Annotated in this window: 18 protein-coding genes and 5 pseudogenes; 18 read left to right on the forward strand and 5 right to left on the reverse strand. The window is 52.2% G+C overall.

Going from position 1 to position 19,181, the window contains the following annotated elements; genetic code table 11:
• Positions 1-91: 91 nt before the first annotated feature.
• Positions 92-855, reverse strand: a pseudogene (gene ybfF / locus ACMZI0_RS14800) (esterase).
• Between the two features lie 38 nt (positions 856-893).
• On the opposite strand from ybfF, the gene ACMZI0_RS14805 reads away from it, so the two are divergent.
• The 3 genes from ACMZI0_RS14805 to pgm are packed head-to-tail and all read left to right on the forward strand — an operon-like array spanning position 894 to position 3,304.
• Entirely contained in the window at positions 894-1,079 is a 186-nt protein-coding gene (locus ACMZI0_RS14805) for a hypothetical protein (RefSeq protein ID WP_415673516.1), read from the forward strand.
• Between the two features lie 23 nt (positions 1,080-1,102).
• Positions 1,103-1,636 (forward strand): replication initiation negative regulator SeqA, encoded by a 534-nt coding sequence (seqA, locus tag ACMZI0_RS14810; protein WP_415673517.1) that lies wholly within the window; start codon positions 1,103-1,105, stop codon positions 1,634-1,636.
• Between the two features lie 24 nt (positions 1,637-1,660).
• The gene (gene pgm, locus ACMZI0_RS14815; RefSeq protein WP_415673518.1) at positions 1,661-3,304 is read left to right on the forward strand and encodes a phosphoglucomutase (alpha-D-glucose-1,6-bisphosphate-dependent); all 1,644 of its coding nucleotides are present in this window, start codon (positions 1,661-1,663) and stop codon (positions 3,302-3,304) included.
• Between the two features lie 142 nt (positions 3,305-3,446).
• Here pgm and ACMZI0_RS14820 read toward each other — a convergent pair whose 3' ends face one another.
• Entirely contained in the window at positions 3,447-4,067 is a 621-nt protein-coding gene (locus ACMZI0_RS14820) for a response regulator transcription factor (protein ID WP_415673519.1), read from the reverse strand.
• 659 nt (positions 4,068-4,726) lie between these two features.
• Here ACMZI0_RS14820 and ACMZI0_RS14825 point away from each other — a divergent pair.
• Positions 4,727-5,143, forward strand: coding sequence for a hypothetical protein (locus ACMZI0_RS14825; RefSeq protein WP_415673520.1), 417 nt, complete (start codon positions 4,727-4,729; stop codon positions 5,141-5,143).
• Positions 5,144-5,214: 71 nt separating this feature from the next.
• On the opposite strand, the gene ACMZI0_RS14830 is transcribed toward ACMZI0_RS14825, so the two are convergent.
• Together ACMZI0_RS14830 and kdpE are read right to left on the reverse strand one after the other, a co-directional pair.
• Positions 5,215-5,643, reverse strand: a complete 429-nt coding sequence (locus ACMZI0_RS14830; RefSeq protein WP_415673521.1) for an EamA family transporter — start codon at positions 5,641-5,643, stop codon at positions 5,215-5,217.
• Between the two features lie 14 nt (positions 5,644-5,657).
• A pseudogene (kdpE, locus tag ACMZI0_RS14835) lies at positions 5,658-6,340 on the reverse strand (two-component system response regulator KdpE).
• Between kdpE and ACMZI0_RS14840 the strand changes: the two are divergent.
• The 10 genes and pseudogenes from ACMZI0_RS14840 (at position 6,334) to nei (ending at position 13,875) form a co-directional block, all read left to right on the forward strand.
• Entirely contained in the window at positions 6,334-6,519 is a 186-nt protein-coding gene (locus ACMZI0_RS14840) for a YbfA family protein (RefSeq protein ID WP_415673670.1), read from the forward strand. The pseudogene kdpE and the gene ACMZI0_RS14840 sit on opposite strands and share 7 nt — an antisense overlap.
• A 202-nt stretch (positions 6,520-6,721) precedes the next feature.
• Positions 6,722-7,372, forward strand: a complete 651-nt coding sequence (locus tag ACMZI0_RS14845; RefSeq protein WP_415673522.1) for a DUF523 and DUF1722 domain-containing protein — start codon at positions 6,722-6,724, stop codon at positions 7,370-7,372.
• A gap of 42 nt (positions 7,373-7,414) precedes the next feature.
• Positions 7,415-7,680 (forward strand): annotated as a pseudogene (locus tag ACMZI0_RS14850) (DUF1722 domain-containing protein).
• Positions 7,681-7,698: 18 nt separating this feature from the next.
• A pseudogene (gene phrB / locus ACMZI0_RS14855) lies at positions 7,699-9,153 on the forward strand (deoxyribodipyrimidine photo-lyase).
• An 8-nt stretch (positions 9,154-9,161) separates the two neighbouring features.
• On the forward strand, positions 9,162-9,905 hold the full coding sequence (locus ACMZI0_RS14860) for a type 2 GTP cyclohydrolase I (protein WP_415673523.1): 744 nt from the start codon (positions 9,162-9,164) through the stop codon (positions 9,903-9,905).
• A 161-nt stretch (positions 9,906-10,066) separates the two neighbouring features.
• Positions 10,067-10,723, forward strand: a complete 657-nt coding sequence (pxpB, locus tag ACMZI0_RS14865) for a 5-oxoprolinase subunit PxpB (RefSeq protein WP_415673524.1) — start codon at positions 10,067-10,069, stop codon at positions 10,721-10,723.
• Positions 10,717-11,641: pseudogene (pxpC, locus tag ACMZI0_RS14870) on the forward strand (5-oxoprolinase subunit PxpC). Before pxpB ends, pxpC begins: the two are co-directional and overlap by 7 nt.
• On the forward strand, positions 11,631-12,368 hold the full coding sequence (gene pxpA / locus ACMZI0_RS14875) for a 5-oxoprolinase subunit PxpA (protein WP_415673525.1): 738 nt from the start codon (positions 11,631-11,633) through the stop codon (positions 12,366-12,368). The pseudogene pxpC and the gene pxpA overlap by 11 nt, the downstream one beginning before the upstream one ends.
• Positions 12,369-12,400: 32 nt before the next feature.
• Positions 12,401-13,015 (forward strand): pyroglutamyl-peptidase I, encoded by a 615-nt coding sequence (pcp, locus tag ACMZI0_RS14880; protein WP_415673526.1) that lies wholly within the window; start codon positions 12,401-12,403, stop codon positions 13,013-13,015.
• A 71-nt stretch (positions 13,016-13,086) separates the two neighbouring features.
• A complete protein-coding gene (nei, locus tag ACMZI0_RS14885) occupies positions 13,087-13,875 on the forward strand; it encodes an endonuclease VIII (protein WP_415673527.1) in 789 nt (262 codons plus the stop codon).
• Between the two features lie 58 nt (positions 13,876-13,933).
• Here the strand turns inward: nei and ACMZI0_RS14890 are convergent, their stop codons facing one another.
• Complete coding sequence (locus ACMZI0_RS14890) at positions 13,934-15,220, reverse strand: citrate synthase (RefSeq protein WP_415673528.1); 1,287 nt, start codon at positions 15,218-15,220, stop codon at positions 13,934-13,936.
• A 652-nt stretch (positions 15,221-15,872) separates the two neighbouring features.
• On the opposite strand from ACMZI0_RS14890, the gene sdhC reads away from it, so the two are divergent.
• From sdhC to ACMZI0_RS14910, 4 genes are read left to right on the forward strand one after another with little or no spacing between them, the layout of a single operon-like run.
• On the forward strand, positions 15,873-16,262 hold the full coding sequence (sdhC, locus tag ACMZI0_RS14895; protein WP_415673529.1) for a succinate dehydrogenase cytochrome b556 subunit: 390 nt from the start codon (positions 15,873-15,875) through the stop codon (positions 16,260-16,262).
• Entirely contained in the window at positions 16,256-16,603 is a 348-nt protein-coding gene (sdhD, locus tag ACMZI0_RS14900; RefSeq protein ID WP_415673530.1) for a succinate dehydrogenase membrane anchor subunit, read from the forward strand. The genes sdhC and sdhD overlap by 7 nt, the downstream gene beginning before the upstream one ends.
• Positions 16,603-18,369: a succinate dehydrogenase flavoprotein subunit gene (gene sdhA, locus ACMZI0_RS14905; RefSeq protein ID WP_415673531.1), complete on the forward strand. Its 1,767-nt coding sequence runs from the start codon at positions 16,603-16,605 to the stop codon at positions 18,367-18,369. The genes sdhD and sdhA overlap by 1 nt, the downstream gene beginning before the upstream one ends.
• An 18-nt stretch (positions 18,370-18,387) precedes the next feature.
• Positions 18,388-19,104: a succinate dehydrogenase iron-sulfur subunit gene (locus ACMZI0_RS14910; protein WP_415673532.1), complete on the forward strand. Its 717-nt coding sequence runs from the start codon at positions 18,388-18,390 to the stop codon at positions 19,102-19,104.
• The last annotated feature ends 77 nt before the right edge of the window (positions 19,105-19,181 follow it).

Here is a 19,181-nt window from a genome sequence, read left to right on the forward strand (position 1 = left end):
AGGCTGATTCAGCCGTCCCTCTACTGCGGGCGCCATCATACCCCAGCGAGGCTGGCGGCGACAATGGTTAACTGCCGCTGCCATTCTCGGATTATGCAGGAGATTCTTCAAGAAAACGGTGAATGGCACGCAGCACAGCGTCGGGTTTTTCTGCATGAACCCAGTGGCCACTACCTGCAATAACATGCGCCTTCGCATTGGGAAACTGTTGCAATAGCGCATCGCGATAGCGGTCATCCAGATAGGGGGATAACGCGCCTCGGATAAACAGAATGGGTTTGTGCCAGGCGGGTACCGTTCCCAGCCCACAATGTGCTCATACTGCTCCCACAGAACGGGGACATTGAAGCGCCACTCTCCCTGCTGAAAAGATTTCAGTAGAAATTGCACCACGCCCTCTTCCTCAAGGTGGTGACGCATGATGGCGGCCGCTTCTGTGCGGGTAGTGACGCCCGCAGCCGTAACCGCACGCAGGGCGGCAAAAACGTCATCGTGGCGGCGCAACTGGTAATCCACGGGAGCGATATCAATGGCGACGATCTTTTCAATGCGATCGGGGATCTGTGTACTTAACGCCATCGCGGTTTTTCCGCCCATGGAGTGACCGATGATAATGGCTTTCTCAATATTCAACGCATCCAATAATTCTTTCACATCGCCCGCCATGGCCGGGTAGTTCATCTCCGGTGTGCGCGGCGATAATCCATGATTGCGTAAGTCGATCTGTATGACATCGTGCTGCTTTTGCAGATCGCGCGCCAAAATACCCAGATTACTAAACAGACTGTGAATCAATATGATAGGTGGCGAATGCGTTGGCTGCTGCGCATTTTGCAGGCGATAATTCAATTTCATGGTGAAGTTCATTCAGAGACACAGACGCTTAGGGTATCATGACTGCTGCCGATGATGTTGCCCTGTGGAAAATGAAGACTATGCTTTTTGCAGGTTGCAGGTTGCAGGTTGCAGGTAATGGGGCGAGGGAGCAGATGGGGGATCGTCTGACTTTCGATATTGTTTGTGTTATGCCGCTGTTCGGTGGTATTGATTCGCCTATATACTTCTTGCCGATTAATTAGAGTAAAAACAGTACTAGATAAAGATGAAAACTATTGAGGTCGACGAAGAGCTGTATCGTTATATTGCCAGCCACACGCAGCACATTGGTGAAAGCGCCTCGGATATTCTGCGGCGTATGTTGAATCTCCGGGTCGGGCAGGTTGCTGCTGCCTCTGAGGCCACATCGGCAAAAGCGCAGGCCCCTGCGACCGCACCGGCAAAACCGCGTGACGGTGTCAGGGCGGTATGTGAACTGTTGCTGTCCGATGAATATGCAGCCCAAAGTAAAGCGATCAACCGCTTTATGCTGGTGCTCTCCACGTTATATTGCCTCGAACCGAATGCCTTTTCAGCCGCAACCGAGCAACTTCATGGCCGTACGCGCGTCTATTTTGCGGGCGATGAACACACCTTGCTTCAGCATGGCGTCCATACCAAACCCAAACATATTCAGGGGACTCCCTACTGGGTCATTACCAATACCAATACGGATCGCAAACGCAGTATGGTCGAACAAATCATGCAATCGATGCAGTTCCCGACGGAACTTATCGAAAAAGTGTGCGGTACTATTTAACGAATAGCGTCAGGGAGAACGCCGATGGCTAATCACCCCAGAGCCGGACAACCCACCCGGCAAAGTGATCTGATTAATGTGGCGCAATTAACGTCACAGTATTATGTATTGCGTCCAGATACGGATAACGCCGCGCATGCGGTTAAGTTCGGGACGTCTGGCCACCGCGGTAGCGCGGCGCGCCACAGCTTTAACGAAGCACATATTCTGGCTATTGCTCAGGCGATTGCGGAAGAACGCAAAAAGCAAGGGATCACTGGCCCGTGTTTTGTTGGCAAAGACACTCACGCGCTTTCTGAACCGGCCTTTATTTCCGTGCTGGAAGTGCTGGCGGCGAATGGCGTTGAAGTGGTGGTGCAGCAAGACAACGGCTTTACGCCCACGCCGGCTATCTCCAATGCCATTCTGGTGCACAATCGCAAAGGAAACGCGCTCGCTGACGGGATTGTGATTACACCATCACACAATCCACCGGAAGACGGCGGGATTAAATATAACCCGCCTAATGGCGGCCCGGCCGATACCAACGTCACCAGCGTTATCGAAAAACGCGCCAATGTCCTGTTAGCCGATGGACTGAAAGAGGTTAAACGCCTAACGCTCGATAAGGCTTGGCAGAGCGGTCATGTCCATGAGCAAGATCTGGTGCAGCCTTATGTGGAAGGGTTGCGCGAGGTGGTGGATATTCCGGCCATTCAAAAGGCAGGATTGACGATGGGTGTTGATCCGTTAGGCGGCTCTGGCATTGCCTACTGGCAGCGCATTGCCGAGCACTATCAGTTAAATTTATGCCTGGTCAACGATGCGGTTGATCAGACCTTCCGTTTTATGACGTTGGATCATGACGGCGTTATTCGCATGGACTGCTCCTCTGAGTCGGCAATGGCGGGCCTGCTGGCGCTGCGTAACAAATTTGACCTGGCCTTTGCCAACGATCCCGATTATGACCGCCACGGCATTGTGACGCCGGCGGGCTTAATGAACCCGAATCATTATCTGGCTGTCGCTATCGACTACCTGTTCCGCCACCGTCCGCAGTGGGGACAATCTGTTGCCGTCGGCAAGACGCTGGTTTCCAGTGCCATGATTGACCGTGTGGTGGCCGATCTCGGACGCAAACTGGTGGAAGTGCCGGTCGGGTTCAAATGGTTTGTTGACGGTTTGTTTGATGGCAGTTTCGGTTTCGGCGGCGAAGAGAGTGCGGGGGCTTCTTTCCTGCGCTTTGACGGTACGCCATGGTCAACGGACAAAGATGGCATCATCATGTGCCTGCTGGCGGCTGAGATCACTGCCGTTACGGGTAAAAACCCGCAGCAACACTATGATGCGCTGGCCGCCCGCTTTGGTGCACCTAGCTACAACCGTATTCAAGCCTCTGCAACGCATGCGCAAAAAGCTGCGCTGTCTCGATTATCACCCGAACAGGTTTCAGCCAGTACGTTGGCCGGCGATCCCATTACTGTTCGTCTGACAGCGGCACCGGGTAATGGTGCTTCCATCGGCGGATTGAAAGTGATGACGGATAACGGCTGGTTTGCGGCGCGTCCATCAGGCACGGAAGAAGCCTATAAGATTTACTGCGAAAGTTTCCTGGGCGCAGAGCATCGTGCGCGCATTGAGAAAGAAGCGGTAGATATTGTCAGCGCTGTGCTGGCGAATGCTAAATAAATTTTTCTTTACCGCGCCTTTCAATGAGACTCGGTGAAGAAGATAAACGAAGGACGCCATGTGCGTCCTTCGTCTTTTTAGCTCCTGCCCTTTTTGATGAACGCAATGGCCAATAGCGATAGGCTGCTTGCGTTTTGCGCTGCTATTTATTTCTTTTGGGCGTTCCTTTTTTCTGTTTGAAATAGCAGGAAAGGTTCTCCGCAGCGATGCTGTGTAACCATTCATGGAGGTCTGCGTGGTTTTTCAGCATCAATTTTTGCATTGCGTGATTGCGATACGCACTGATTGCCTTGATGGAAATTCCCGATTGTTTACTGATTTTACTGTTGTCTAATCCCTGCTTGTAGCCCCACAAAACTTCACGTTCGCGCGGACTAAGACACTGCACAATATTATATCGCCGCACATGGGGTGAAATAGTTTGTGACGAAGGACTGGCAAGAAAGGTATTCAACAGTGTAGTCAGCGTTTCAGGAGGATCGCTGATTGCCAACTGCCCGTCTTCATAACCACAGCAGAGTGTGTTTCTCTGCTTTACTAGCAAAAAAAGTAGGGGCTTTTGCCGTTTGCGGCGAAATTGGCGCCACCAACGTGGAGCGTGCTGGGTAGCTGTAGTGAAAATGATATCCGCTTGTTCAATTTGTTCTGCACTATGTCGAATACTGACTCCCAGTTTTTGGGTATGAAACCATTGATGGATGAGGTGTCCAAGGCCGACAGTAAAATAGCGATCAAAATGAAGGAGCACAACAGTTCTTTCCATCGTCTAGTACCTATTTAACAGGTTGTTCCCGAAAAAATATCTGCATGGGTAAATACGCCTGGATCCCATGTAGGGTAAATACATTCATTGACTGTTTATTAATGAATGATTGATGTAAAAAATGTGTTTTAATTTGATTTTATTATCTTGTTTTATGAAGGTTTATGTTTTTGGATTAATCTTCCTCTTGGTTGCTTGTGTCATGTTTTAATATTTAATAGCATGCTTTTCTGTAATGTCCATTTTTTTTGTTTAGTCGTTGTGTAACTGTTATCTTTGAAATGACACTCATTGTAATCGTGCGATATCTGTAGCAAAGTATATGAATAGTAATCATTTTATTAAAAATAAAGCGAATATCTTAATTTAAATTATCCTCTGATTCATAATGTTTGTTTTAATTAATTACTCTGGACATGAGGGACGAAAAGCTGCTCATTAAGATTTTTCTATGGTTAAGCGTTTGCATACTTGATTGATACTCGATGTTGGTTCAGTATCGTTGCTAATGATAGGGGTATTTTTTTATTTGTTTGCCTTTCGTTTACTATTTGTTAGATATTATCATCACGTATACTTGCAATCGTTAACTGTGAAAGCGAAGCTCTCATCATCGAGACAGCTTTTATTTGTGCATATTCAATGTGCTGTGCTTTTGCGTGGTGCTGTATTTTGGTTACAGCGAGTGCTTTCTTAATAAACCCAATCGTGGTCAAGCCAATGTAGCAACAGCTTGGCATAAACAGGATTCACCTGCTATAACTCAGATTGTTATTTTAATTCTTATCTCATGGGATAGCGATATTATGGAAGGAAAAAATGTTTTTTTTCAATATAAATCATGTGCGGTTCATTCATTAAAGAAAATCAAATATAAGAGGGCGAGAGGGGCCGTTTATTTAATGATGACGCACATTTATAAAGAAGAGAAGATAAATTGCTTGAGGGATAAATATGATATTTATTTTTATTTCAGCGGCAGAGACAAGCAACGCTCCGAATTCAGATTTTATTCAATATGTCGTTTACATGAAAAAAGAAAAACCTTGAGCTGCCATGTAATGAGATTTTCATAATCTTTGGCGTGTTGCTAACGGCCTGCTGTATACCTCTTTTATCTGCCCTCGGCATAGGCCGAGGGGTATACTTAGCCCAGCGCCACCAGCAGCGCACCAACAGAAATCAGTGCAACACCAATACCCCCTAATAGCGATATCTTTTCCCCAAGGAGAAGGGCAGCCAAAATAACGGCAAAAACAACGCTGAGTTTATCAATGGGCGCCACCTGAGCAACGTTGCCCGTTTTCAATGCCAAAAAATAAAACAGCCAGGAAAGTGCTCCTGCAATACCACTTAGCAGAATAAATGCCAATGCTTTTTTATTGGCAAGCACTTCACCGATCATTGTCGTTTTCCCTTGAGCCACCACGACGCCAACTAAAAATAGCGCCATCACGACCGCGCGAACAGCGGTAGCCGTATTGGCGTCAAGATTTTGCAATCCCACTTTGCCAAACAATGCCACCGCGGCGGCACACAGGGCGGAGAGTAATGCATAAAGTAACCAGCTACTCATGATGAGCCTTGGCATCAAAATATCAGGATAAAAATCAACAGAATGAGAGGGGATGTTACGCCTGCTCGGGGGGGATCACGCTCCAGCTTTTGTCGCAGGTGTCCCATGTAGATGCGCAAGTAGTGGGTACTTTCCACCGCGTTGGGACCCCATACCTGTACCAGCAGTTGGCGCTGAGTCAGCACTTTACCTGCATTCGCCAGCAGGAGCGCTAGCAGCTTGAATTCGGTAGGCGTCAGGTGCAGCGCTTCGCCATCGCGGCTGACCTGGCGCTGGCTGAGATCGACGCTCACGGTGCCGAAGGTCACAAGCGGACTTTCCGTCGGATTGGCCCCGTGGCGGCGTTGCGCTACGCGCACGCGGGCCAGTAATTCTCCAATACTAAAGGCTTGCCAAGATAATCGTCAGCGCCAGCATCCAGCGCATCGATTTTATCCTGCTCATCAACGCGCGCGGACAACACAATAATCGGCACGCCGCTCCATTGGCGAACATCGCGAATGTAATCGGTGCCATCACCATCTGGCAACCCGAGATCGACAATCACCAGGTCTGGTTTGCGCGTAGCGGTTTCCAACAGACCGCGTTGCAATGTCTGTGCATCAAAAACACGCAGCCCTTCGTTTTCCAGAGCGCTGCGGACAAAACGCCGGATTTCTTTTTCATCTTCTACGATTAAAACGCTGGCGGATAACAGAGCATGCACTCCTTTCTGACTCGTTGTTAGTGGCTTTCGGGTTACTGGCGTTGCCTGTGATGCTGTTTCGTGAAGATCGCGCCCGCTTTTACAGCTACTTACACCGCGTTTGGTTGAAAACCAGCGATCAGCCGGTCTGGATGGCGCAATCCGAAGCGGCAGCAGGTGATTTTTTCTAACTTGCTTTGCAACTCGGTAAACCTCGTCTTTGTGCTACTGACCTTATCGTTCCGTTGGCCAGTAGCCTTATTTTTTTGATCCCGTTATTTTCCTTCTTGACACGCCTCTGCCTTTTTGTTTTCGCTCGATCTTCGCCGATGTGCTCTGTAACCGCTTGAAATCCGCTATGCTGAGGGGATGTTGACAAACGGGAGAGCTTTTATGATGTCAGCTCCTATTCCTGTTGGAATAAGTACATGTTTACTCGGTGCGCCAGTGCGTTTTGACGGCGGGCATAAGCGCCTTGATTTTGCCGTTGATCAATTAGCGCCTTATTTTCATTTTCAGACGGTATGCCCTGAAATGGCGATTGGGCTGCCCGTGCCGCGCCCTGCATTGCGCCTGGTCAATGATGAAAAGAACGGACTTCGGCTTTGTGCCAGCAACGGTTCAGGGTTAGATGTTATGGATGACATGCACGCCTTTACTGAACAAAAAATGGCATCATTACGGGACCTATGCGGTTTTATCCTGTGTGCCAAATCCCCCAGTTGCGGGATGGAACGGGTAAAGGTGTATGACAGCCATGGGAAAAATGCGCGAAAAAGCGGAGAAGGGCTGTTTGCGCAGGCGCTGAAACGGCATATGCCATGGCTGCCGTTAGAAGAAAATGGTCGCCTGAGCGATCCCGTGCTGCGAGAAAACTTTATCTCTCGGGTCTATGCCTTGCACGAATTGCAGCAAATTTGGCAGCAAGGGCTCACGCATGGCGCTCTGATGGCGTTCCATAGTCGCTATAAATTGCTGTTACTGGCGCACTCGCAGCCCGAATACCGAGAGTTGAGCCCCTTTGTGGCGGGAATGGCGCAATAGCCGACGCTGGAAACCTTTGCCACGGAATATCGATTGCGTTTTATGCGCTTGTTATCTCATCCTGCGTCGCGACGTAATCACACGAATGTACTGATGCATGTTCAGGGCTATTTTCGTCCTCATCTGACCTCGCAGCAGCGACAGGAGTGGCCGGATTAATCGATCGTTATCGACAAGGCGTACAACCGCTGCTGGCACCGATGACCATGCTGCGCCACTACATGACTGAATACCCAGATGATTACCTTGCGCAGCAACGCTACTTTGACCCCTATCCTGAAGCCTTGCTCCTGCGCTACGGCCATTAATTCCTGTAAGGATCAATTATGACCACGCATCTGGTCTGGTTTCGCCATGATTTACGTATCACCGATCACTCCGCGCTGCATGCAGCCTGTCAAAACGCTGATGCCAAGGTAATTGCGCTCTATATTGCTACACCTGCCCAGTGGCAGGCGCATGGCATGGCCCCGAGACAGGCGACGTTTCTGCTGCAGAATCTCCAGGCACTGCAACAGGCATTGGCAGATAAAGGAATCCCCTTGTTTTATCAACAATGTGACGACTTTCATCAGGCGGTTGAGGCCGTTGATGTCTTTTGCAAAAAACAGCATGTTTCCCACCTGTTCTATCATTATTAGTACGAGATCAATGAACGCGAACGGGATCGCGCGTTGGAAGCCAAACTGCACGGGCAGGTGGTGTGTCAGGGGTTCGATGACAGCGTGCTGTTAGCGCCGGGCAGCCTGGTGACGGGAAAACAGGAGATGTACAAAGTATTTACGCCGTTTCGCAAAGCCTTTATTCAGCGCTTGATGGAGACGGACGTTACCTGTTTTCCCGCGCCGAAAAAGCGCACTAACGCAGATTTAGGGAAATGGGATGCCTTGCCCCCCTTCGATTACCCCCAGCAAAAGGTGGATGAGACGTTGTTTCCGGCTGGGGAGCAAGCGGCGTTGGCAAGATTACGCCAGTTTTGCCAATCGAGCGTGGCTGATTATGACCAACAACGCGATTTTCCTGCACAGCAAGGTACCAGTCAGCTTTCACCTTATCTGGCGTTGGGTGTGATTTCCCCTCGCCAGTGTCTGAATCGCTTGCGTACTGAGCATCCCAATCTGTTGGAGCGATCCGATGGCGGCGCATTCACCTGGCTGAATGAGCTGGTTTGGCGCGAGTTTTATCGCCACTTGCTGGTGGCATGGCCGCGTTTATGTAAGCACCGCCCGTTTGTCACGTGGACGCAGCAGGTAAAATGGCGGCAAGACGACAAAGCGCTAACGGCATGGCAGGAGGGGAAGACCGGGTTTCCCATTGTGGATGCGGTGATGCGTCAACTGAATAGCACCGGATGGATGCATAATCGACTACGCATGATCTGCGCCAGCTTTCTGGTAAAAGATTTGCTTATCGACTGGCGGGCAGGGGAGCGCTATTTTATTTCTCAACTGTTGGACGGCGATTTGGCCGCAAATAATGGCAGATGGCAATGGGCAGCCTCAACTGGCACGGACGCAGCGCCCTATTTCCGTATTTTTAATCCCACCACGCAGGGTGAACGCTTCGATCCACAAGGGACGTTTATCCGCCATTGGGTGCCCGAACTGGCGGACGTGCCAGAGAGTGATATTCATCAACAGCATCGTTGGGCAAAGCGGGAAGGGCGTTCGTTGAATTATCCGGCGCCCATTGTTGATCATAAACAGGCCAGGCAGATGACGCTGGAAGCCTTTGAGGCTGCGAAAGCGTCGCAGGAAAAAGGCCAGAATAAGGCATATTAAGGAGCGTTATGCGCAATAGCGAATTGGAAACATTGATCAACCAGCAACTGAATGTGGCTTTGTTTCAGGATTATGCGCCTAACGGGTTGCAGGTCGAAGGGCGTGAAAACGTGCAGCGGATTATCACTGGTGTTACCGCTTCACTGGCATTGCTGGATGTGGCAGTAGCTCAGCAGGCCGATGCGGTTTTGGTACATCATGGCTATTTTTGGAAAAACGAATCGCCGGTGATTTGTGGCATGAAACGGCGTCGCCTTAAGACGTTGTTGGCAAACGATATCAACCTGTATGGCTATCACTTGCCGCTGGATGCGCACCCGGAGTTAGGTAATAACGCCCGGCTGGCGGCGTTGTTAGACATCACCGTGCTGGGTGAGATTGAGCAACTGCTGCCTTATGGCGAACTGTCTCAGCCTGTGAGTGGTGAGACGTTACGTGAGCGCTTGGAGACGCTATTGGGGCGTCCGGTGCTGCATTGTGGGGATAATGCACCGTCGCGGATAACACGTTTGGCGTGGTGCTCTGGCGGTGGTCAGGGGTTTATTGAGCAGGCCGCACGTTTTGGTGTGGATGCCTTTATCACCGGTGAGGTATCGGAACAGACTATCCATATCGCCCGCGAGATGGGGCTGCATTTCTATGCGGCGGGACACCATGCGACAGAGCGTGGTGGCATTAAGGCGCTGGGGGAGTGGCTGGCGCAGCAGCACGGGCTTGATGTGACCTTTATCGATATTCCCAATCCGGCATGATGACAATCAACTCACTGTTTTTTTAAAAATAATATAAATTTTTTAATCAGAATAATTGGCATCTTTATTGCTTAACACTGTTATAGCCAGACGTTGTGAAGCCGAACTGCGTAGCAAGGTGGCATGACGCAACGATGCCGTATCGCGATGGGGAGAAGAGGGTGCAACGAGCACGGTGCTACTTATTGGGCGAGCGGGCTGTGGTGCTGGAGTTGGAACCACCGCTGTCACTGCAAAGTCAACAACGCATCTGGGGACTTGCCGAACCTCTTCATCAGCATGAAGAGGTTGAAGCGGTGATCCCCGGGATGAATAACCTGACTGTGGTGTTGACGCATCCGCAGCAGGCGGCACGCGATACCATTGAACGTTTGCAGCGCTGGTGGGAAGAGAGTGAGTCGGTAACGATTGAGGCGAGAGAGATCACGATTCCGGTGGTATATGGCGGCGATGCTGGCCCCGATCTGGTGCGAGTGGCTGAACATTGCCAGCTTTCCCCACGTCAGGTGGTAGAGGCGCATGCGGCGGCGCACTATGTGGTGTACTTTCTGGGTTTTCAGCCGGGATTCCCTTATCTGGCGGGATTACCGGAGCCACTTTATACTCCACGGCGTGCAGAGCCGCGCCTGAGTGTGCCCGCCGGATCTGTCGGTATTGGTGGTCGACAAACCGGTATTTACCCACTGGCAACGCCAGGCGGCTGGCAGTTGATTGGTTGCACCTCGGCTGTGCTGTTCGATCCGCGTCAGGTGCCCCCCACGTTGTTGCGCCCCGGTGACAATGTGCAGTTTGTGCCGCAGCCGGAGGGCATATGCTAAAGATAATTCATGCCGGACTGCATACCTCGGTGCAGGATACCGGGCGTCATCATCTTCGCCATCTGGGAATCAGTCAGTCTGGTGCTCTGGATACGCCAGCGTTAAACATTGTCAATTTGTTAGTGGGCAATGCGATGTCTGAAGCCGGGTTGGAAATTACGCTTGGGAAATTCACGGCAACCTTTACCTCAGCCTGCTGGATAGCACTGACGGGCGCGGACAGTCACGGAGAGCTCGATGGTAAACCGGTCTGGACAGGCTGGCGCTTTCCCGTCAAGGCGTGGCAAACGCTCACGCTACGTATGCCGCGTCGAGGTATGCGCAGCTATCTGGCCATTTCTGGCGTTGCCAGAAGTTCTCGGATCGCTCAGTACCGATTTGAAAGCGGGGTTTGGTGGGTATCTCGGCCGCCCGCTACAGGATGGCGATACCCTTCCATTGAGAAAAGCGGCCTATCGCAAACCGCGCAAGCTTGTTGGTATCAAGCAGTTGCTGTTCAGTAATCGGGTTCGGGTGCTCCCCGGGCCGGAATATCATGAATTCAGTGAAGAGGCGCGCGACATTTTCTGGCGTACCGGGTGGCAACTGAGTCCGCAGAGTAACCGTATGGGATATCGGCTACAGGGGCCTGCGTTGATGCGTATTACGCCGCGAGAGCTTTTTTCTCACGGCTTGCTGCCGGGGGTGATTCAGGTGCCGCACGGTGGTCAACCCATCCTGCTACTGGCCGATGCGCAGACCACCGGCGGCTACCCGCGCATTGCTTGTGTCATCGAAGCTGATTTGTTCCACCTGGCGCAGATTCGGCTGGGTGAGCCGATACATTTCATTCCCTGCACGCTGGATGACGCCTTGCGCGCGTCAGAGGCGCAAAGGCGTTATCTGGAACAACTGGCGTGGAGGCTCAATGATTATTGATTTAAACGCGGATCTGGGCGAAGGCGGCAGCAATGATGAAGCGTTATTGCAGTTAGTTACTTCTGCCAATATTGCTTGTGGGTTCCACGCGGGCGATGCGCAAACCATGCGCCAGTCGGTGCGTTGGGGAATGCGTTACGGCGTGGCGCTTGGTGCGCATCCCAGCTTTCTAGACCGGGAAAATTTTGGCCGTAAAGCGATGTCGGTATCAGCGGACACGGTATTCGCTCAGGTGGTTTACCAACTTGGCGCGCTGAGCGCCATTGTGGCGGTTGAAGGCGGCAGGCTGACGCATGTCAAACCCCATGGCATGCTCTATAACCAGGCTGCGCGCGATCCTATGTTGGCCGATGCCATTGCCCGTGCGGTGAAATCGGTGAATCCGGCGTTACGGCTGGTCGGGTTAGCCGGTAGTGAACTGATTCACGCCGGGCAACTCCTAGGACTGGCGACGCGGCAAGAGGTGTTTGCCGATCGCGGTTACTTGCCGGACGGGACGCTGGTGCCGCGCGACCAGCCTGCCGCATTAATCAAAAGCGATGAGCTGGCGTTGGCGCAGACGCTGGAGATGATTAAACGTCGCCGGGTGCGCGCCAGTGATGGCACCTGGGTGAATGTGGAGGCAGATACGGTTTGCCTCCATGGTGACGGTGAGCACGCGCTGCTGTTTGCACGCAAGCTGCGTCAATGTTTCAATGAGCACCAGATTCAGGTTCGCGCGGCGTGATGCCGATCAGGCAAAATGAGTAAATGCATAACATGAAAACCGTATTGGTGACGGCATTTGAGCCGTTTGACGGAGAAGCCATTAACCCCGCCTGGGAAGCGGTAAAAGTATTACACGGTCGCGAAGTTGCCGGGGCGCGAGTGGTTACCTGCCAGTTAGCCTGCGTGTTCGACCTTGCTTTGCAACAGCTCAATGTCGCGCTGGCACAGTATCAGCCAGACTGTACGATCGCCGTTGGGCAAGCTGGGGCGCGCGCCGAGATCACCATCGAGCGCGTTGCTATCAACATCAACGATGCACGTATCCCTGATAATCATGGCAGGCAACCCATTGACACGCCGGTGGTTCCAGACGGGCCTGCGGCCTATTTTGCCACTTTGCCGATCAAGTCGATGGTCAATGCGTTACGCGAACAAGGCATTCCTGCATCGGTCTCCCACACCGCAGGTACCTTTGTCTGCAACCATGTGATGTATGGCCTGTTGCACGCGCTGGCACAATGTTCCGGCTCCGCCAAAGGTGGGTTTGTGCATATTCCCTATGCGCCGCAACAAGCAGCCCGCCATCCCGGTGGGCCATCGATGCCAATCACCATGGTGAGTCAGGCGCTGATTATCATGATTGCCCAGGCGGTGACTCAGCAGTAGGATGCCATTATTTCTGGCGGAACTACGCATTAACGTCTGGGGCGAATGACCGGGCGAGAAAGGAGATAGCGATGCCTGAAGGGCCAGAGATCCGTCGCGCTGCCGATGCATTAGCCGCGGCGGTGTTGGATGAACCGTTAACGCGGGTGTGGTTTGCGTTCCCCGCATTAAAACCTTACGAAACTGAACTCACCGGGCAGGTGATTGAAAAGCTGGAAACACGCGGCAAAGCGCTGCTGACCTACTTTTCCAATGGCCATATCCTCTATTCGCATAACCAGCTTTATGGCGTATGGCGGGTAGTGGATGCGGGTGTGACGCCCGAAACCAAGCGGGATTTGCGCGTTCGTCTGGAGACGCAGCAGCGCGCCATTCTGCTCTATAGCGCCTCGGACATTGCCATGCTCACCGCTGACGCGCTTGCCACACACCCTTTCTTGCAGCGCATTGGCCCCGATGTGCTCGATATGTGCGTTACGCCACAGCAGGTGCAAGCCAGATTGTTAAGCGAGCGATTTCGCCGCCGCCTGAGTGGGTTATTGCTCGATCAGGCTTTTCTTGCCGGTCTCGGCAACTATTTGCGCGCGGAGATCTTGTGGCAAGCAGCACTGTCGCCACAACACAGTGCCGCCACGTTGGATGAAACACAACGGACCGTACTCAGTGACGCGCTGTTGGCAGTTCCGCGCCTTTCCTACCACACGCGAGGCGCGGTGGATGAGAATCATCATCACGGTGCGTTGTTTCGTTTCAAGGTTTTTGACCGTGAGGGGGAACCTTGTGAGCGATGCGGTCATCCTATTGAGCGAACTATGCTCTCTTCGCGTCCGTTCTTCTGGTGCCCCTATTGCCAGCGCTGAGGAAGAAAAAAGCCGGGAAAATCCCGGCTTAGGTGTGTTGTTGCATCTCTTGTCACGCTTAACGTTCGGTGAGCGAAGAGGTGAAGTCGCGTTTGTCGTAGCCGGTATACAGCTGGCGCGGGCGTGCAATCTTCAAGCCGTCGTCGTGCATTTCGTTCCAGTGGGCAATCCAGCCGACGGTACGCGCTATCGCGAAGATCACGGTAAACATCGAGGACGGAATGCCCATTGCTTTCAGAATGATGCCTGAGTAGAAATCCACGTTCGGGTAGAGTTTCTTCTCGATAAAGTAGGGATCGTTCAGCGCAATGTGTTCCAGCTCCATGGCCACTTCCAGCAGGTCATCCTTCATGCCCAGCTCTTTAAGCACTTCATGGCAGGTTTCACGCATCACGGTGGCACGCGGGTCGTAGTTTTTATACACCCGATGGCCGAAGCCCATCAGGCGGAAGGAGTCGTTCTTGTCCTTGGCACGTCTGACGAATTCAGGAATATGTTCGACCGAGTTGATCTCTTCCAGCATACGCAGACACGCTTCGTTGGCGCCGCCGTGCGCCGGCCCCCACAGAGAAGCGATGCCCGCAGCGATACAGGCAAACGGGTTCGCGCCGGAAGAACCTGCGGTCCGCACCGTCGAGGTAGAAGCATTCTGTTCATGGTCAGCGTGCAGGATCAGAATGCGATCCATCGCGCGCTCCAGCACCGGATTCACCACATACTCTTCGCACGGCGTAGCAAACATCATATGCAGGAAATTACCGGCATACGACAGGTCGTTGCGCGGGTAAACAAACGGCTGGCCGAGAGAATATTTGTAACACATGGCGGCCACGGTCGGCATTTTGGACAGCAGGCGATACGCGGCGATTTCGCGGTGGCGCTCAATGCTGATATCCAGTGAATCGTGGTAGAACGCAGCCAGCGCACCCGTTACGCCGCACAGAACCGCCATTGGGTGAGAGTCGCGACGGAAACCGTGGAACAGACGCGTAATCTGTTCGTGGATCATGGTGTGACGCGTTACCGTGGTTTTGAAGGTGTCATACTGCTCGGGCGTTGGCGCTTCGCCGAACAGCAGGATGTAGCAGACTTCCAGATAAGTGGATTTCTCCGCCAGTTGGTCGATAGGGAAGCCGCGATGCAACAGCACCCCTTCGTCACCGTCAATATAGGTGATTTTGGATTCGCAAGACGCCGTGGAGGTAAATCCCGGATCGAACGTAAAAAAACCTTTGGAACCGAGGCTACGGATATCGATTTCGTCTTGCCCAAGTGTGCCGGACAATACATCAAGCTCAATGGGCTCTTTACCATTTAGGGTAAGTGTCGCTTTCTTATCAGCCATTTACAGTCTCCTTAGCGCTTTAATTTTAAAAATTTATCACCGAAGAAATACCGTTATGCCTGTACACCGAACGGAGAAACTCGGCCAAAACGCCGAGGTCTCGGCATTTGCGCCAATCAGGGTACAGCATCGGGCAGTGGCCGGGCTCACCACCCCATCAAAGGAAAACCGCGTTCTTCTGGTTAGTAACGATTCTCTAAATTCTAGTCTACTCTAGTCATTAACATGACTTTATACGTGGAATTCAACTTTCCACTGTTACACAAGTTATGTCACTTGGGAAAGCCTATCTTGAATTCTTTAACGGGCGACTTTCAGATTACAGCCTTATTTGTAATTTAATTGTTTAATATATGTAAAATTATATGGTTAATTTTATATAAAATGTGAAATAAGTGATCTAACTCACTGTTTAGCCGAAATGTCACTAAACAATTTGTGGGCTAATTGTAATAAGATTGTGAAGTACTTATACTCGCGTCAGGTCTCCGGAACCCCCTGAAGTAGGAGCACCCAGCGTGAATAAGTCATGTGCCGTTTAACATGGGATGTTGACGTTAAGGCCAACGTATCACCCGGAAGCATGTGGCTGCATTCTTCGCGCTGTCTGACCTAGTTACAGGTCCGGAGGAACGAAAAATAATAAAGGTGTGTGGGAAAATACGTGAAAAAACAAATATATGTCAATCTGGATCTGCAAACGATCCAGTTTCCCGTAACTGCGATAGCCTCAATTCTTCACCGTGTCTCTGGCGTAATCACCTTTGTGGCTGTCGGCATTTTGCTGTGGCTGCTCGGGCACTCTCTCGCATCCGAAGAAGGGTTCCTCTACGTCGCGGCCATTCTGGATAGCGTGATTGTTAAATTTATTCTGTGGGGCATCCTCACCGCGCTGGCCTACCACATTGTTGGCGGATTACGCCATCTGATGATGGACTTTGGCTTTCTGGAAGAAGATCTCGCGTCGGGAAATCGTTCCGCAACTTTCTCTTTTATCATTACTGTCGTGCTTTCACTACTGGCTGGAGTCCTCGTATGGTAAGCAATGCTTCTGCATTAGGACGTAATGGCGTTCACGATTGGCTGCTCATTCGCGCTTCTGCCATTGTTATCGTGCTCTACGTTATTTATATCGTGGGTTTTGTCGCGACGGCGGGGGATATCACCTATCCCGTCTGGCGCGGTTTCTTCGCGATGCCCCTCACCAAAGTGTTCACGCTGCTGACGCTGTTCGCCATCCTGGTTCACGCCTGGATAGGGATGTGGCAGGTATTGACTGACTACATCAAACCGCTGGCGTTGCGTCTGATACTGCAACTCGCCATCGTGGTTGCGTTGCTGGTGTACGTTATTTATGGAACCGTTGTGGTGTGGGGTGCGTGATGAATTTACCAATTAGGCAATTTGATGCCGTTGTTATCGGCGCAGGTGGCGCAGGTATGCGCGCTGCGTTACAAATCTCTCAAATGGGACTTTCCTGTGCTCTGCTGTCCAAGGTCTTTCCGACGCGCTCGCATACCGTGTCTGCGCAGGGCGGTATTACCGTCGCGCTGGGCAACACCCATGAAGATAACTGGGAATGGCACATGTATGACACCGTAAAAGGGTCGGACTACATTGGCGATCAGGATGCCATTGAATACATGTGCAAAACCGGCCCGGAAGCCATTCTGGAACTGGAGCACATGGGGTTGCCTTTCTCCCGTCTCGACGATGGCCGCATTTATCAGCGTCCGTTCGGCGGACAATCGAAGAATTTTGGCGGTGAGCAGGCGGCACGTACAGCGGCGGCGGCAGACCGCACCGGACACGCCTTACTGCATACGCTCTATCAACAAAACCTGAAAAATCACACCACCATCTTCTCCGAGTGGTATGCGCTGGATCTGGTGAAAAATCAGGACGGTGCCGTATTAGGCTGTACGGCTATCTGCATCGAAACGGGCGAAGTGGTTTATTTCAAAGCGCGCGCGACGGTACTGGCTACCGGCGGTGCAGGCCGCATTTACCAATCCACCACCAATGCCCACATCAACACCGGTGACGGCGTCGGTATGGCGCTGCGTGCAGGTGTGCCGGTGCAGGATATGGAAATGTGGCAGTTTCACCCGACAGGCATTGCCGGGGCGGGTGTGTTGGTTACTGAAGGCTGCCGTGGTGAAGGGGGCTATCTGCTCAACAAGCACGGTGAGCGCTTTATGGAGCGCTATGCGCCTAACGCCAAAGATCTGGCCGGCCGTGATGTTGTTGCGCGTTCCATCATGATTGAAATCCGTGAAGGTCGCGGCTGCGACGGCCCGTGGGGCCCACACGCCAAGCTCAAACTGGATCACTTGGGTAAAGAGGTGCTGGAATCGCGCCTGCCGGGCATCCTGGAGCTGTCTCGTACCTTTGCTCACGTCGATCCAGTGAAAGAACCGATTCCGGTCATTCCCACCTGCCATTATATGATGGGAGGCATTCCTACCAAGGTGAGTGGTCAGGCGCTGACGGTCAATGAAAAAGGGGAAGATGTGGTGGTGCCGGGGCTGTTTGCCGTCGGCGAGATCGCCTGTGTCTCCGTGCACGGTGCTAACCGCCTTGGCGGCAACTCGCTGCTCGATCTGGTGGTGTTTGGCCGCTCTGCCGGCATGCATCTGCAAGAATCCCTGGAAGAGCAGGGGGCACTGCGCGATGCCAGCGACAGCGATGTTGAAACGGCGTTGGCGCGTCTGAATCGCTGGAACAACAATCGCACTGGTGAAGATCCGGTGGAAATCCGTAAGGCATTGCAATCCTGCATGCAGAACAACTTCTCGGTGTTCCGTGAAGGGGATGCGATGGCCAAGGGCTTGGAAGAGCTGAAGGTGATTCGCGAGCGTCTGAAAAATGCGCGTCTTGATGACACCTCAACGGAGTTCAATACCCAGCGCATTGAGTGTCTCGAACTGGATAACCTGATGGAAACCGCCTATGCAACGGCCGTCTCCGCCAATTACCGCACCGAAAGTCGCGGGGCGCACAGCCGCTTCGACTACCCGGATCGCGATGATGAAAACTGGTTGTGTCATTCGCTTTATTTGCCGCAAAACGAGCGCATGACGCGCCGCGAGGTGAACATGCAGCCTAAATTACGTCCGGTGTTTCCGCCGAAAATACGTACTTATTAATGTCGCGGAGATGGCACGATGAAACTTGAATTTTCAATTTATCGCTACAACCCGGATGTCGATGACGCGCCGCACATGCAGGATTACACCCTGGAAGCGGAAGAAGGGCGCGATATGATGCTGCTTGACGCGCTGATCCAACTGAAAGAGCAAGATCCTACGCTGGCGTTTCGCCGCTCTTGCCGTGAAGGGGTCTGTGGCTCCGATGGTCTTAACATGAACGGCAAAAACGGGCTGGCTTGCATCACACCAGTCTCGGCGCTGCAACGCGCTAAAGGTAAAATTGTCATTCGTCCGCTGCCGGGATTACCGGTTATTCGTGATTTGGTGGTGGACATGGGGCAGTTCTATACTCAATATGAGAAAATAAAACCTTACTTGTTGAATAATGGGCAGAATCCACCGGCGCGCGAACATTTGCAGTCGCCGGACCAGCGTGCCAAGCTGGATGGATTGTATGAGTGCATTATGTGCGCCTGCTGTTCCACGTCTTGTCCGTCGTTCTGGTGGAACCCGGATAAATTCGTGGGCCCGGCAGGACTGCTGGCGGCTTACCGTTTCCTGATCGACAGCCGTGATACGGAAACCAAGCCGCGTCTGGATTCGTTGGACGATGCATTCAGTGTATTCCGATGCCACAGCATCATGAACTGCGTCAATGTCTGCCCGAAAGGGCTCAACCCGACGCGGGCGATTGGGCATATCAAATCGATGCTATTGCAACGTGGGGCGTAATCAGTTGCGCTGGGCATAGCAAGGCAAGCACCGCGAAACAGAGCAAGCGACGCCGCGCAGAGGTAAAACTGCCGTAT

This window comes from Symbiopectobacterium sp., assembly GCF_047692315.1.
Taxonomy (GTDB): domain Bacteria; phylum Pseudomonadota; class Gammaproteobacteria; order Enterobacterales; family Enterobacteriaceae; genus Symbiopectobacterium.

Bases quoted from the DNA above. Each gene is read 5' to 3' on its own strand.
- ACMZI0_RS14805 (WP_415673516.1), top strand. From the start codon at position 894: ATGACTGCTGCCGATGATGTTGCCCTGTGGAAAATGAAGACTATGCTT.
- seqA (WP_415673517.1), top strand. From the start codon at position 1,103: ATGAAAACTATTGAGGTCGACGAAGAGCTGTATCGTTATATTGCCAGC.
- pgm (WP_415673518.1), top strand. From the start codon at position 1,661: ATGGCTAATCACCCCAGAGCCGGACAACCCACCCGGCAAAGTGATCTG.
- ACMZI0_RS14820 (WP_415673519.1), bottom strand. From the start codon at position 4,067: ATGGAAAGAACTGTTGTGCTCCTTCATTTTGATCGCTATTTTACTGTC.
- ACMZI0_RS14830 (WP_415673521.1), bottom strand. From the start codon at position 5,643: ATGAGTAGCTGGTTACTTTATGCATTACTCTCCGCCCTGTGTGCCGCC.
- ACMZI0_RS14845 (WP_415673522.1), top strand. From the start codon at position 6,722: ATGATGTCAGCTCCTATTCCTGTTGGAATAAGTACATGTTTACTCGGT.
- ACMZI0_RS14860 (WP_415673523.1), top strand. From the start codon at position 9,162: ATGCGCAATAGCGAATTGGAAACATTGATCAACCAGCAACTGAATGTG.
- pxpA (WP_415673525.1), top strand. From the start codon at position 11,631: ATGATTATTGATTTAAACGCGGATCTGGGCGAAGGCGGCAGCAATGAT.
- pcp (WP_415673526.1), top strand. From the start codon at position 12,401: ATGAAAACCGTATTGGTGACGGCATTTGAGCCGTTTGACGGAGAAGCC.
- nei (WP_415673527.1), top strand. From the start codon at position 13,087: ATGCCTGAAGGGCCAGAGATCCGTCGCGCTGCCGATGCATTAGCCGCG.
- ACMZI0_RS14890 (WP_415673528.1), bottom strand. From the start codon at position 15,220: ATGGCTGATAAGAAAGCGACACTTACCCTAAATGGTAAAGAGCCCATT.
- sdhD (WP_415673530.1), top strand. From the start codon at position 16,256: ATGGTAAGCAATGCTTCTGCATTAGGACGTAATGGCGTTCACGATTGG.
- sdhA (WP_415673531.1), top strand. From the start codon at position 16,603: ATGAATTTACCAATTAGGCAATTTGATGCCGTTGTTATCGGCGCAGGT.
- ACMZI0_RS14910 (WP_415673532.1), top strand. From the start codon at position 18,388: ATGAAACTTGAATTTTCAATTTATCGCTACAACCCGGATGTCGATGAC.